This window comes from Culturomica sp. (assembly GCF_003524185.1).
GTDB classification, from domain to species: domain Bacteria; phylum Bacteroidota; class Bacteroidia; order Bacteroidales; family Marinifilaceae; genus Culturomica; species Culturomica massiliensis.
The window spans coordinates 211,833-225,451 of the sequence record NZ_DOED01000042.1; the positions used below are offsets into that span (position 1 = coordinate 211,833).

Annotated in this window: 12 protein-coding genes; 10 read left to right on the plus strand and 2 right to left on the minus strand. The window is 42.6% G+C overall.

Annotated elements, in window-relative coordinates; genetic code table 11:
* Together DD657_RS14720 and lpxA are read left to right on the plus strand one after the other, a co-directional pair.
* Positions 1-1,386 (plus strand): efflux transporter outer membrane subunit, encoded by a 1,386-nt coding sequence (locus DD657_RS14720; RefSeq protein WP_287050643.1) that lies wholly within the window; start codon positions 1-3, stop codon positions 1,384-1,386.
* Positions 1,387-1,476: 90 nt separating this feature from the next.
* Complete coding sequence (gene lpxA / locus DD657_RS14725; RefSeq protein ID WP_021988232.1) at positions 1,477-2,256, plus strand: acyl-ACP--UDP-N-acetylglucosamine O-acyltransferase; 780 nt, start codon at positions 1,477-1,479, stop codon at positions 2,254-2,256.
* An 82-nt stretch (positions 2,257-2,338) separates the two neighbouring features.
* Here the strand turns inward: lpxA and DD657_RS14730 are convergent, their stop codons facing one another.
* Positions 2,339-3,256: a DMT family transporter gene (locus DD657_RS14730; protein ID WP_273133334.1), complete on the minus strand. Its 918-nt coding sequence runs from the start codon at positions 3,254-3,256 to the stop codon at positions 2,339-2,341.
* Positions 3,257-3,604: 348 nt separating this feature from the next.
* Here DD657_RS14730 and DD657_RS14735 point away from each other — a divergent pair, with 348 nt between their 5' ends.
* The 8 genes from DD657_RS14735 to DD657_RS14770 all read left to right on the plus strand — a co-directional run bounded on the left by DD657_RS14735 (position 3,605) and on the right by DD657_RS14770 (position 12,138).
* A complete protein-coding gene (locus DD657_RS14735; RefSeq protein ID WP_287050646.1) occupies positions 3,605-4,417 on the plus strand; it encodes a class I SAM-dependent methyltransferase in 813 nt (270 codons plus the stop codon).
* A 218-nt stretch (positions 4,418-4,635) separates the two neighbouring features.
* Entirely contained in the window at positions 4,636-5,400 is a 765-nt protein-coding gene (locus DD657_RS14740) for a M23 family metallopeptidase (RefSeq protein WP_227461769.1), read from the plus strand.
* A gap of 138 nt (positions 5,401-5,538) precedes the next feature.
* Complete coding sequence (locus tag DD657_RS14745) at positions 5,539-7,200, plus strand: putative transporter (protein ID WP_021988236.1); 1,662 nt, start codon at positions 5,539-5,541, stop codon at positions 7,198-7,200.
* A 78-nt stretch (positions 7,201-7,278) separates the two neighbouring features.
* Entirely contained in the window at positions 7,279-7,842 is a 564-nt protein-coding gene (locus tag DD657_RS14750; protein ID WP_068690618.1) for an RNA polymerase sigma factor, read from the plus strand.
* A gap of 64 nt (positions 7,843-7,906) precedes the next feature.
* Positions 7,907-8,740, plus strand: a complete 834-nt coding sequence (locus DD657_RS14755; protein ID WP_068690616.1) for an energy transducer TonB — start codon at positions 7,907-7,909, stop codon at positions 8,738-8,740.
* 230 nt (positions 8,741-8,970) lie between these two features.
* Positions 8,971-9,654 carry a queuosine precursor transporter gene (locus DD657_RS14760; protein WP_068692236.1) on the plus strand — a complete coding sequence of 228 codons (684 nt, stop codon included), beginning with the start codon at positions 8,971-8,973 and terminating at the stop codon, positions 9,652-9,654.
* Positions 9,648-10,301, plus strand: coding sequence for an HAD family hydrolase (locus DD657_RS14765; RefSeq protein ID WP_118773238.1), 654 nt, complete (start codon positions 9,648-9,650; stop codon positions 10,299-10,301). The genes DD657_RS14760 and DD657_RS14765 overlap by 7 nt, the downstream gene beginning before the upstream one ends.
* Before the next feature lie 10 nt (positions 10,302-10,311).
* The gene (locus tag DD657_RS14770; RefSeq protein ID WP_287050652.1) at positions 10,312-12,138 is read left to right on the plus strand and encodes a DUF255 domain-containing protein; all 1,827 of its coding nucleotides are present in this window, start codon (positions 10,312-10,314) and stop codon (positions 12,136-12,138) included.
* A 112-nt stretch (positions 12,139-12,250) separates the two neighbouring features.
* On the opposite strand, the gene kbl is transcribed toward DD657_RS14770, so the two are convergent.
* Entirely contained in the window at positions 12,251-13,441 is a 1,191-nt protein-coding gene (kbl, locus tag DD657_RS14775) for a glycine C-acetyltransferase (RefSeq protein ID WP_068690602.1), read from the minus strand.
* Positions 13,442-13,619: the final 178 nt, after the last annotated feature.

A 13,619-nucleotide genomic window follows, 5' to 3' on the forward strand; every position in this document is an offset into this window, starting at 1 on the left:
ATGAAGAAGAATATTTTATTATATACCGTATGTGTTGCCGCTTTTTTGAGTAGTTGCAACATATATAAAGAGTATCATACGCCGGAGATGGATGCCTGGGGGTTATACCGGGATCCGGTATCTGTGAGTGATACCCTTGTAGCCGATACCGTCAATATGGCTGATTTGCCCTGGGAAGAGGTTTTTACGGATTCTCAATTGCAGTCTTTGATTCGTTTGGGATTGGAGAGAAATACGGATTTACAGACGGCTATGCTGCGTGTAAAAGAGGCTCAGGCCAGTTTGATGTCGTCGCGGCTGGCTTATCTGCCTTCATTGGGCTTATCGCCTCAGGGAGGAGTAAGTAGTTTTGATAAAGGAAAGGGAAATTGGACCTATTCTTTACCTGTTGTGGCCAGTTGGGAGATTGACCTTTTCGGTAAACTGCTCAACACAAAACGGGCGGCTAAAGCGGCATTGATGCAGAGTGAGGCTTATCAGCAGGCAGTACAGACCCAGGTTGTTGCTGCGATTGCCAATTATTATTATATGTTGCTGATGTTGGATAAGCAGCTTAAAGTGACGGAAGAAACCGCTTTGTTGTGGGAAAAGAATATAGAAACCATGAAAGCGATGAAAATCGGTGCGATGGTGAATGAAGCCGGAGTCGTGCAGAGCGAGGCCAATTATTATATGGTTGTAGCTTCTGTTTCCGATTTGAAAAATCAGATCCGGGAGACGGAAAATGCTTTGTGTATGTTGTTGAGACAAGCGCCGCGTAGAATTGAGCGGGGGAGATTGGAAGAACAACGTTTGCCGGAAGTACTGAATGTCGGTATTCCGGTGCAGTTGTTGTCCAATCGTCCGGATGTGAGAGCGGCTGAAATGGCTCTTGCCGGCACGTTTTACAATGCCAACCAGGCCCGTGCGGCTTTTTATCCTCAATTGACGATTTCTGCGTCAGGAGGATGGACCAATGATGCCGGCAGTACGATTATTAATCCCGCAAAGATGATTGCTTCTGCTGTCGGTTCACTTACTCAACCGTTGTTTAACAGGGGGGCTAACCTGGCCAGATTGCGTATTGCCAAGGCACAGCAGGAAGAAGCTTTGTTAAGTTTTGAACAATCCTTGCTCAATGCCGGCAGTGATGTCAGCGATGCTTTGAGCCAGTACCAGTCTGCTTCGGATAAATTGGTGCAACGTGCCAAGCAGATAAGTGCATTGGAAAAGTCTGTGGAATATACGCAGGAATTGTTGATGTTGGGCTCTTCTACGACTTATCTGGAAGTGCTGACGGCTCAACAGTCTTTGCTGAGTGCCCAGTTATCGGGAATATCCGATGAGTTTCAGCGGATGCAGGCCGTCGTAAATCTTTACCATGCATTGGGAGGTGGAGTAAGGTGATTTGCGTTTTAATTTATGGTTCCGGATTTTGTTTGTGACAAAATATCCGGAATAATCAACCGAAAGATAAAGAATTAAAATTGAAAAACTATGATCAGTCCGTTAGCTTATATCGATCCGGAGGCGAAAATCGGCACGAATGTCACTGTTCACCCGTTTGCCTATATTGATAAAAATGTAGAGATTGGTGATAATTGTACGATAATGCCGTATGCCAGTATTTTAAGCGGTACCCGTATGGGTGCCGGTAACACGATCTATCAGGGGGCTATTATCGGTGCAACACCGCAGGATTTTAAATTCAAAGGAGAGGATACTCTGTTGAAGATCGGAAATCAGAATACGATCCGGGAAAAGGTTATTATTAACCGGGGAACAGCACAATCCGACAGTACGATTATCGGGGACGGTAATTTTTTGCTGGAGGGAGTGCATCTGGCTCATGATACGCATGTCGGCAATAATTGTGTATTCGGTAACGGTGCCAAAACAGCCGGAAATTGTATTGTAGACGATAGGGCCATTCTGGGCAGCGGGGTTATTCTGAAGCACGCCTGCCGTGTCGGCCGTTGGGCGCTGGTAAGAGACGGATGCCGTTCCAGTAAAGATATTCCTCCTTATATTGTGGCCGATCATAATCCGATAACGTATTATGGTATCAATGCTGTGATTTTGGCCAAGGAAGGGCACTTTCCGGAAGAGCTTATCGATAATATAGCAAAGGCTTACCGGCAGATATACCAATGTGGAACCAGTCTGGAGAATGCCATAAGGAGAATACGGGAATTGATACCTATTACTTCGGAATTGGAGTATATGCTTTCTTTTATAGAGCATTCCGGGAAAGGAATCATAGGTGTAAATATCTGATTTTTCGTATTCCGGGAATAATAAAGCCGTATCGGAAATAAACGATTTGATTTCCGGTACGGCTTATTTTTGTATTTCACCGCTATTTAATGCGGGTAGTTGAGTGTGAACGTTTTTGGTTGATCAGGATAAAACCACTGATGATCAATGCGAGTGCAATCGGATCGTGCCATGAGAATTTTTGCAGTCCCATTAAAATGGTAACGATAGCTCCCGTGACCGGTAGTAGATAGATGTAAGCGCTTTCTACAAACGGAGTAATATAGTTTAAGGCTTTTACCGATAAAAAATAAGCTACCATTGTGGTTATAACAAGGACGAAACAGAGTTCAAACCAGATTAGCCCGGAAGCTTCCCCGGAGAATATATGGGCATGGGCCAACTGACGATAGCCGAATGGAAGAGCAACGATAAAAGCAGACAGGCTCATCCATTTCATGACGGTGAAGGCATTGAATTTTTGGGTGTAAGGTTTTATAAGTATTAAAAAGAAAGAGTTGCAGATAGTTGCAGCCAATACCAGGGCGTCGCCTGTGAAAGAGTCTTTTACGTTTCCGCTGTGAGGCATAAGGGAGACGTACAGGGTGCCTGCAATCCCCAGCAGTATACCGATTGCCTTGTAACGGGTAAAATGGGCACCCAGAAAAACAACGGCTAAAGCCAGTACGATAATCGGTTGAGAAGTCCGGATGACGAAAGCATCTACAGGGCCTGTCAGTGCCAGACCTGTGATGTATAGCAATAAGTATCCTCCCAAGCCTAAAATACCTCCCAGCAGCATCATACCGATATCTTTTCGTTTGGGTTTGTTGCCGGATTTTTCTTTTATAAAAAAACCGATGATCCAGAAACCGATCAAACTGACTGTGCAACGGGCTAAAACTAATCCTTGTGCTTCTATCCACTCCGGCATGAGGACTTTCATAAAGTTGGTATTGAAGCTATAAATTAAAATTGTGGTCAACACCATTAAGTTTCCGGTCAATGCTCCTGATTTCATATTTTGTTTTTATGTGGAATAATACGTTAATTCTTTATATAGGGTTCCGCATATAATTTAAATTGCAGCTAATAAGAAGGATAATGGGGGAGTGACACAAAAGCAGGCGCGTCGCTTTCGTTTGTTTTAACTCGTTTGTTATTAGCAATAAATTTGTTGTCAGACGAAATATTACCTATCTTTGCCGCATGTTAAACAATCTATTTCAATCGGATTTGGTGAGTTAAACAATCTGTATTTCCTGTACAGATTGTCTTTCGGTTTATTTTCGGGTAATTCTACCCGAGGATAGTTTCTGTTTATTATAAATTAGGTTTTTAATCCGCGTACAATGATGAAAGCATCGTTATGCTTTCCGTGTATGTAAAATATACGAAGACAATGGATAATGAGAATATCACAAACATTCACGAATTTGATTTTAATTTTATTTGTGACTTTTTTTTAAATACGGAGCGGCAGGGACCGGGTAGCCCCGAAGTAACCCTTAAAGCGTTGAGTTTTATAGATAACCTTACCGATAACTCCCATATCGCTGACATCGGTTGTGGAACGGGCGGTCAGACGATGGTATTGGCACAGCATGCACCGGGACATATTACAGGTATCGATTTTTTTCCGGGATTCATTGACCGGTTCAACCGTAACGCCGGGAAACTGAATCTTCAGGACAGAGTGAAAGGTGTTGTTGGTTCGATGGACAATCTGCCTTTCCGGGAGGAAGAATTAGACTTGATCTGGTCGGAAGGCGCTATTTATAATATCGGTTTTGAAAGGGGCCTGAACGAGTGGCGTAAATATCTGAAAACAGGAGGATATATTGCTGTTTCCGAGATCTCGTGGTTTACCGAACAACGTCCGGCAGAAATTCATAATTTCTGGATGGAACTTTATCCGGAGGTAGATACGATTCCCAATAAAGTGGCCCGGATACAGAAAGCGGGGTATATTCCCGTTGCTACCTTCATTCTGCCTGAAATTTGCTGGACTGAACATTATTATGCTCCGCTGGCTACGGTCCGGGAAAAGTTTCTGGCTGAATATGCAGGAAATAAAAATGCCGAAGAGTTTGTTGCGTCTTCGGATCATGAAGAGGAATTATACCGCAGATATAAAGAATTCTACGGTTATGTATTTTATATCGCAAAAAAGATAGTGTAATGATTTGATGGCAGATTTATTTTATCTAAAATCGCAGATATACGATTGGAATATACAGTTTGCTATACTTTCGTCGTTGGATTTGTAGAATTAATCTAGCTTATAAAAAGTTAAAGAGTGTTGACCTGGCCGCTGGTTTTATGTGTGTTAGGCGTATTTTCTTTATCTTTGTCCTTTGTTCTTATTTCAATTAAAGCAATTGAACGTGATTTTAAAAAATGAAGTTTAGCAGTCTATTCATATTTGTACTTTTCGCTGTAGCTTTCGTATCCGCTTCTTGTTCATCTCAGCGAATAACTGCTTGGCAACCTTCTCCGGTTAATCCTGAAATCAAGCCTTTTTCTACAGAAGAATTGGTCGTTGTACCTCAAGTTGTGATGGCTGATTACATATCTCAACCGGTAGAGTTTATTTCGATGGCGGTAAATATTTCGGCGGATTTTACTTTGGAAGAGAAATATCTGGTACGGGCTAAGACGGATAAGTTGTTTTATAAACGCGATGAATTATTTATCGATTTTGGACAAATTGCCGAGAACTCTTTTGTCTTTCCTTTGCCTGATGCGCGGGTTTTGTCTCCTTATGGAAAGCGGCACGGCAGAAATCATACGGGCTATGATTTGAAGACTTTTGCCAACGATACGATACGGGCGGCTTTTGATGGGATAGTCCGTATAGCGGGTAAGAGCCGTGGTTATGGAAATGTGGTGGTCATCCGGCATTACAATGGGCTTGAGACCGTATACGGTCATAATTCCAGATTTTTGGTAAAGGCAGGGGATAGAGTAACCGCCGGTACTCCTATTTCTTTAGAAGGGCGGACCGGTCGTGCAACGACAGAGCATCTGCATTTCGAAACGCGGATAAACGGTCAACCTTTTGATCCGAGCCTAATTATTGATTTTACCACTCAAAAACTATATAATAAAAGTTTGGTATTTACTCCCGATAACAAGGGAAAAATCCGGATCGATCAGGTATAAATATAGCAAGTATGGAGAAACCGCCTGTTTTTTCAGGCGGTTTTGTTTTGTCCTTTTATGATAGATGATTCCGAAACGACCGAACTTGAATTCTGTTTAAAATGTGCTACCTTTGTTGCGTTTTATTTGAGATAGACAATGGAATGGTTAAGAGGACTTTTTGTTGAGCATTCGGTTATTCAGGCAGTTGTCGTGCTTTCTTTGATAACGGCTGTGGGCTTGGTTTTGGGGAAAGTGAAGATTCTGGGAATTTCATTGGGAGTTACTTTCGTTTTTTTCGTCGGAATATTGGGCGGACATTTCGGGCTTGCTATAGACCCGCAAATGTTGAATTATGCGGAAAGTTTCGGTTTGATTATTTTTGTCTATGCTTTAGGTTTACAGGTGGGGCCCGGTTTTTTCGGTTCTTTTCGTAAGGGAGGCATGACATTGAATATGCTGGCATTGGCTGTTGTTTTTCTGGGTACATTGATGACGATTGTTTTTCATTTTGTGTGCGGGGTATCTTTGGCGGATATGACCGGTATATTGAGTGGAGCAGTTACAAATACGCCGGCATTGGGTGCTGCGCAGCAAACTTTGAAGCAATTGCATATGGAGGATACGGATCCGGCTTTAGGTTGTGCTGTCGCTTATCCTTTGGGGGTTATCGGAGTCATTTTGGCTATCGTGGTGGTCCGGAAATTGTTTCCTTGCCGGAGTATGAATGCAGGTGAAAATGAGAACAAGGCGCATGCGCCTTTTATTGTCGGTTTTCAGGTATGTAATCCGGGTATTTTCGGAAAAACAGTTAAAGAGACTGCACTTTTGGCTTATCATAAATTTGTTATTTCCAGGTTGTGGCGTGATGGGAAGGTAACGATACCGACCTCCGATACCGTATTGCGGGAAGGAGACCGTTTGCTGGTTATTACTTCGGAGGCAGATGTCAATAAGCTGACCATGTTGTTCGGCGAGCAGGAACATGCCGATTGGAATAAGGACGATATCGACTGGAATGCAATTGATAGCCAACTGATATCTCAACGTATTTTGGTCACCCGCTCTGAAATCAACGGAAAAAGATTGGGATCGCTTCGGTTACGGAATCATTTCGGAATAAATATTACCCGTATATACCGGGCAGGAGTCGAATTGCTGGCGACTCCGGAACTGGTGTTGCAATTGGGGGATAAATTGACGGTTGTCGGAGAAGCGAATGCTATTTTAAATGTAGAGAAGGTGCTTGGCAATAAGGTGCTTAGCCTGAAAGAGCCGAATTTGGTTGCCGTGTTTATCGGTATTGTTTTAGGATTGTTTTTGGGTACCGTACCTTTTATCATACCGGGAATCAGTTACCCTGTAAAATTGGGAATAGCCGGCGGTCCTATTATTGTCGGGATACTGATGGGTGCGTTCGGTCCCCGTTTGCACATGATTACTTATACTACCAGAAGTGCAAATTTAATGTTGCGGGGATTGGGCTTGTCGATGTATCTGGCTTGTCTGGGTTTGGATGCCGGTACTCATTTCTTTGAAACGGTTTTCCGGGCAGAGGGGCTTCTGTGGCTGGGTCTCGGGTTTGCTATTACTTTTGTGCCTGTTGTGGTCGTGGCGGCTCTGGCTTTAAAATTTATGAAAATTGATTTCGGTTCTGTTGCCGGAATGTTATGTGGCAGCATGTCTAATCCGATGGCTTTGAATTATGCGAATGCTGTAACTCCCGGAGATAATCCATCTGTGGCTTATGCAACGGTATATCCTTTAATTATGTTTATCCGTGTCATTATAGCTCAATTGATTTTGATGTTATTTCTTTAGTTTACTCATATTCTGTATTTGATCTTTTGCATTTTCGGAAAAAAAAATCATCTTTGTATTTAATCAATAGGTGTACAGTTGAGGAAGATTGTCCGAAATATAAATGATGAAGAATTGCTGGCAGCTTACCGGGAGAGCGGTAAGCCGGAGCAATTTGCCATACTTTATGAGCGGTATATGCCCTTGGTGTACGGTGTAGCCTTGAAATATCTTAAAAATAGTGCGGATGCACAGGATGTTGTCATGCAGATTTTTGAAGAGCTGTTGGAAAAGGTTTTACACAGTGAGATCCGTTTTTTTAAAGCCTGGCTATACACTTGTGTCCGGAATTGTTGCTTACAGGAACTTCGTCGGCGTGCGCGGGATTTGTCTGTGAATTTAGATGAAAATTTTATGGAATTCTGCGATGAATTTAATCTGGATGATATAAAGGCACAGGATCATAATGAAAAAGTTTTACGAAAATGTATAGAAGTCCTGCCTGAAAAACAGCGGATCAGTATTTATCGCTTTTTTATGGAGGATCGTTCTTACAAAGAAATAGAAGAGGCGACCGGTTTTTCGTTGAAGTTGGTGAAGAGTTTGATTCAGAATGGGAAACGTAACCTGAAATTGTGCCTGGAAAAGAAAGGTATCGTATAATTCTTTCGTTTACAGGCGTTCATGTTAATAAAATCTGAGGCAAAAATAGTATAATTGTTAATCAATGGAGTTTACGGATAGATTGATGGAATATCTTCGGGGGGACCGGAGGGGGAAAAAAGCCAACCGCCTGGAACGGGAGGCTTTGTCTGATCCGTTTATGTTTGAAGCCTTGGAAGGATTGACCGCCGTCGACGATTCGGCAAAGGGGTTGGATAATTTGACTGTACGTTTGCATAAACGTGTGAACGGAGGTTGGCATATGGCTTGGAAAGCATGGGCTATTGCCGCTGCTGTATGTGTAATAGGAGGCATGATTTGGTGGGTTATACCGCATCAGGAGATACAACCTCAATTGGCCCGTTCTGTAGCTTTCATGCATGAAGAGGAGAGCCGGGACAGTACCCATGCGGCAGTAGTAAGTTATAACGCACTGGAAAGCAGAAGCGTGGCAGATCGTGCCGAAGCATTAACAGATTCTTCCGAAACGGAAGCGGAGAAAGAGACGATGACTTTAGTGCCGGCTCTGAAAAAAGCAAAGGTCCTTGCCGATACTTCTGAAGACAGTGATATGCTTGTAAAGATAGAGAATAGTGTTGAGGGCGGACCGATGCCGGTGGGAGGGATCGAAGTTCTTAACCGTTTTGTGCGGAACTCTTTGGTCTATCCGGAGGATGCACTGAAGGCTGGTTTGCAAGGTGATATCCGTCTTTCGTTTATTGTTAATCAGAACGGCCGGCCTTCCCGGATCCGGGTAATAGAATGGATTACCCATTCCTGCAACAGAGAAGCGATTCGTTTATTGGACGAAGGTCCCGTATGGACGTATACGGGCTCTGAGGAATTGACCTACGTTACGATTTCTTTCCGTTTACCTGAAAAGGAAAAAACGAACTAATATGAAGTGATTTTAAATTGTAGATTTGGGATTACAAAAATCTGATAACGAATTTGTATACCATCAATCTACAATCTACAATTTATAATCTAAGTTTAGTGGAATCTGCAACAGGTAAATGTCCTGTTTTTGAGTATTGGATAAAAAACTTTATTTTTGTGACCTCATTCGGAAAAACGGAAAGTCCTGTTTTTCCCGTGTGCTTGATAAACCACGTAAAAAACAAGAAAATGCAAAAGACAGTAACGGTTCCTTTTATGTTTTTGGGGGTACTTTTCAACGTTTGTTTGATTGCCTCTAATTTGTTGGAGACTAAAGTAGTGCAGATTGGCGGTATTACAGCTACAGCAGGTCTCATCGTTTTTCCCATATCTTATATTATTAATGATTGTATTGCTGAAGTATGGGGCTTTAAAAAAGCCCGTTTGATTATTTGGTGCGGGTTTGCGATGAATTTTATGGTCGTCGGGTTTGCTCAGCTGGCAGTGGCTTTACCGGCTGCACCATTCTGGGAGGGTGAATCCGGATTCAATTTTGTCTTTGGGATGACACCTCGTATTGTGGTGGCCAGCCTTTGCGCTTTTTTAGCCGGTTCGTTTTTGAATGCTTATGTGATGAGCCGGATGAAGATTGCTTCAGGGGGACGCCATTTTTCTCTCCGGGCTGTTGTCTCTACTTTATTCGGGGAGAGTGCGGACTCGTTGATTTTTTTCCCCATAGCTTTCGGAGGACTCATTCCATTCCGGGAATTGATGATTATGATTGTGACTCAGGCGGTTCTTAAATCGCTTTATGAGGTTTTGGTATTACCGATAACGATACGGGTGGTCCGTTATATCAAAAAGGTAGAAAAAACCGATGTGTATGATTATGATATTTCATATAATATATTGAAAGTTAAAGATTTATGGTAAACAAAGAATACGCTCATATTTTATTGGATTTAGACGGTACGATTATTGATTCGGGGGTCGGAGTGACAAAATCCGTACAATATGCATTGGCCTGTTGCGGCATTAAAGAGACGGACCGGGCCCGTTTGAATCGGTTTGTAGGTCCGCCGTTAAAAGATTCTTTTATGGATTTTTATGGGCTTACCGAAGAGCAGGCAGAGGTGGCCATTGAAAAATACAGGGAGAGATATGTCGCAAAAGGAATCAATGAAAATCGGGTTTATAACGGGATTCCTGAAGCTCTGAAAGCATGGCATGAGGCTGGAAAGAAATTATATCTTTGTACTTCTAAGCCCGAAATTTTTGCTGAAAAAATTTTAGAAGATCTCGGTTTGACTCGTTATTTTGATTTTATAGGCGGGGCCAGTTTGGATGGGGTGCGTAACCGGAAGGAAGAGGTTATGACTTATGTTTTGAATCGGGCCGGCATAACAGACCGGAGGAGTTGTGTTATGATCGGTGACCGGAAGTTTGATATTTTAGCGGCCGGGGAAATGGGTATAGATTCGGTAGGAGTTTTATACGGTTACGGTTGCCGGGAGGAATTTGAAACAGCAGGGGCTACTTTTATCGTAGAAACAGCAGCGGAATTAACGGAACGAATTTGAATCGATGACAATGAAGCTTACATATCGGATTATCGGAGGAATAGCCTGTATTCTATTACTTATTATAAATAGCGGACAAAAAAGTGCGGCTCAACAAATGTCGCCCGTTATGAATTGGGAAGATGCAAATATGTTGGCTGTCAGAGAGAATAAATTGGTGTTGGTTGCGGCCGGAGTACAGCCCGACAAAAAATTATTTTCCAATCCGGACATAAAGCATTTTCTGGGACGGACTTCGGTTGCTATATATATGGATATGCAGAGTGAAGCCGGTAAACGTTTTGAACCGAAATTATTACTGACCCCTTTTCCTGTCTATGCTTTTTTTATGCCGTTCGGGGATTTGCTGATAACAGCCGATGCCCGGGAAGTTGCGCGTAATCCGCAAGTATTGGCCGATGCCGCTAAACAGGCCCAGGAAATAGCCCGGATCAAACAAAATAACAGTCGTTCCATACAATTTGTGAAATCTCTTTCAGATGAACAATTCCGGGCTGCTCAGGAAGAGAGTAAGACGATTTTTATGTATTTCCGCCGTTCCGATTGCCGGAAATGCCTGTGGATGGAGAAAAACGTATTTAATCTGGATAAGGTTGCCGATTTCTATAACCGGTATTTTATTCCCTGTGAGATCGATGATACAACGGGGGGCTGGGCAGAACAGTATGGGATAAAGAATTTTCCGGCTTATCTGTTTGTCAATCCGGAAAAAAAAGTGATTTATAAGACAGAAGGGGAGTGGTCTGCCGACCGTTTTCTTGAGGAAGGAGAAAAAGCGTTGGAAAAAGCAAAAGGGATTACTTTTATAAGTATTCCCTGGCCGGAAGTATTGGAAAAAGCCCGTTTGGAAGGGAAGTTGATTTTTGTCGACGTATACGGTCAGTTGGGGAAAGAAAGGCGTGCATTGGGAAATACCGTGTACCGGGACCCCGGAGTTGCTGACTTTTTTAACCGCCATTTTGTAAATGTGGATTATGATCTGACTAAAACAGATGAAAAATCTTTCTCCTCCGATTTTTCTTTTGCAATGTATTTTTTGGATAATGCCGGAAATATGCTTCATCAGGTGGTGGAATTGCCGGATACGACAGGCTTGGTAGAGGAAGCCCGGCGAGCTATGGAAGGCAGGGGATTAACGGCTGTAGCTGCCAAATACCGGGATGGATATCGTGATAAGGAGTTTATAGAAACATATATTCAGTTATTGGCACGGGCCGGGAAACCGGATGAGGCTGCACGTATCACAAAAGATTATCTGGAAGAATTTTCGTGGGAGAAATTAAAGGAAATGAAGTATTGGAAACTGTTCCGGGCTCATTTTAAAGCTGCCGACTCCGGTTTGTTTGCTGATTTTTATATCCACCGGACGGAGTTTTATCCGTTATTCGGTGAAAAAGAGGTTGATGATAAAGTTCGTGAAGTCTGGGAAGCCGGGGCGGAGAGCTATATCCGGGAGCAAGAGGGAAAATTTGTATTCGATGAAAAGGGTTTTAAAGAATACGGAAAGCGATTGAAAAAGGAAAAAGTGGAGAACCGGAATTATATTTTGCGCAAAGCCCGGATGAATGCGGCGGAAAAAGTGGGAGATTGGCGGGTATTTTCCGAACTGGCGGAAGAAAGATGGAATGAAGAACGGGTACCGGAGACCGAGTTATATGCCTGGGGGGTAAAGATCAATGAGCATTGTCAGGATAAATCCATTCGGTATAAAGCAGCCCGTTGGTTTGCCATTGCCGCTTACCAGATCGAAGAAAAAGAAAAACGGGAAGGCAAAATCAGAATTTCTTCCTATAAAGGTTTTTTTGAGAAGCTTGTAAATGATTTGTTGAAAGAATAGGATGGACTTGTGATTTACTGTTGTCTGTTCAATATCCGGATATATCTTGAGATTTAAATAAAAAAGCTGCCTTCGTTTGAAGACAGCTTTTAGGGTTTGTTTACTGAAACTTTTATTTGATTACATTCAGTTTTTTACCGATTTTAATGAAAGCTGCGATAGCACGATCCAATTGTTCGCGGGTATGAGCAGCAGATAGTTGGATACGGATACGAGCCTGGCCTTTCGGTACTACCGGATAATAGAAACCGGTTACGTAGATGTGTTCCTTTTGTAATTCGGCAGCAAATTCCTGAGACAATACGGCGTCGTATAACATCAGGGCACAGATGGCTGATTCTGACGGTTTCAGGTCGAAGCCGGCTTCCGTTAATTTGGCACGGAAGTATTCTGCATTTGACATCACACGGTCTCTCAATTCCGTGCTGGCACTTAACATATCGAAAACAGCGATAGAAGCTCCGCAGATAGCCGGAGACAATGAGTTGGAGAACAGATAAGGTCTGGAACGTTGACGTAACATTTCAATGACTTCTTTTTTACCTGTCGTATAGCCACCCATAGCGCCGCCTAATGCTTTACCGAGTGTTCCGGTCAGGATGTCTATACGGTCCATTACATTGTGATATTCTCCGGTTCCCCGTCCGGTTTTGCCGATAAATCCGGAAGCATGGCTGTCGTCAACCATAACCAGAGCATCGTATTTTTCTGCCAGGTCACAGATTTCATTTAGTTTGGCAATATCTCCGTCCATAGAAAATACACCGTCAGTAACAATGATCCGGAAACGTTGTGCCTGGGCTAATTTCAATTGTTCTTCCAAATCTTCCATATTGGCATGTTTGTAACGGTAGCGAACCGCTTTACACAAACGTACGCCGTCGATGATGGAAGCGTGATTCAGTTCATCGGAAATAATTGCATCTTCCTGGCCGAACAATGGTTCGAATACACCGCCGTTTGCATCGAAACAGGCTGCGTACAAGATCGTATCTTCTGTGTGGAAGAATTTAGATATTTTGGCTTCAAGTTCTTTGTGGATGTCCTGCGTACCGCAAATGAAACGTACTGATGACATTCCATAACCACGGCTGTCTAAGCCCTTTTTGGCACCTTCGATTACCCGTGGATCGGAAGAGAGGCCCAGGTAATTGTTTGCACAAAAGTTCAATACAGTTTCACCTGTGGTTAATTTGATCTCAGCCCCTTGTGGTGTTGCGATCAGTCTTTCGGTTTTATACAAACCTGCATCCTTGATGGACTGGATTTCAGCCTTCAGGAAATCTTGAAATTTTCCGTACATATCAGTAAAATTTATGTTTTATTGAGACACAAAATTAAATAATTTTTAATCAAAATGTCATCCTTTGTTTAAAAATTGAAACTTACAAACGTTATTATTTTTTAGTCCTGAAATATACTGAAAATACTTCGGAATCCCATCTATTTTTCCGTTTTTCGGCTTTGTATATATATTAAAA

Excerpts from the sequence above, each read along its gene's own strand:
- DD657_RS14745 (WP_021988236.1), top strand. The coding sequence starts at position 5,539 with ATGGAATGGTTAAGAGGACTTTTTGTTGAGCATTCGGTTATTCAGGCA.
- DD657_RS14755 (WP_068690616.1), top strand. The coding sequence starts at position 7,907 with ATGGAGTTTACGGATAGATTGATGGAATATCTTCGGGGGGACCGGAGG.
- DD657_RS14765 (WP_118773238.1), top strand. The coding sequence starts at position 9,648 with ATGGTAAACAAAGAATACGCTCATATTTTATTGGATTTAGACGGTACG.
- DD657_RS14730 (WP_273133334.1), bottom strand. The coding sequence starts at position 3,256 with ATGAAATCAGGAGCATTGACCGGAAACTTAATGGTGTTGACCACAATT.
- kbl (WP_068690602.1), bottom strand. The coding sequence starts at position 13,441 with ATGTACGGAAAATTTCAAGATTTCCTGAAGGCTGAAATCCAGTCCATC.
- DD657_RS14760 (WP_068692236.1), top strand. The coding sequence starts at position 8,971 with ATGCAAAAGACAGTAACGGTTCCTTTTATGTTTTTGGGGGTACTTTTC.
- lpxA (WP_021988232.1), top strand. The coding sequence starts at position 1,477 with ATGATCAGTCCGTTAGCTTATATCGATCCGGAGGCGAAAATCGGCACG.
- DD657_RS14735 (WP_287050646.1), top strand. The coding sequence starts at position 3,605 with ATGCTTTCCGTGTATGTAAAATATACGAAGACAATGGATAATGAGAAT.
- DD657_RS14740 (WP_227461769.1), top strand. The coding sequence starts at position 4,636 with ATGAAGTTTAGCAGTCTATTCATATTTGTACTTTTCGCTGTAGCTTTC.
- DD657_RS14720 (WP_287050643.1), top strand. The coding sequence starts at position 1 with ATGAAGAAGAATATTTTATTATATACCGTATGTGTTGCCGCTTTTTTG.
- DD657_RS14770 (WP_287050652.1), top strand. The coding sequence starts at position 10,312 with ATGAAGCTTACATATCGGATTATCGGAGGAATAGCCTGTATTCTATTA.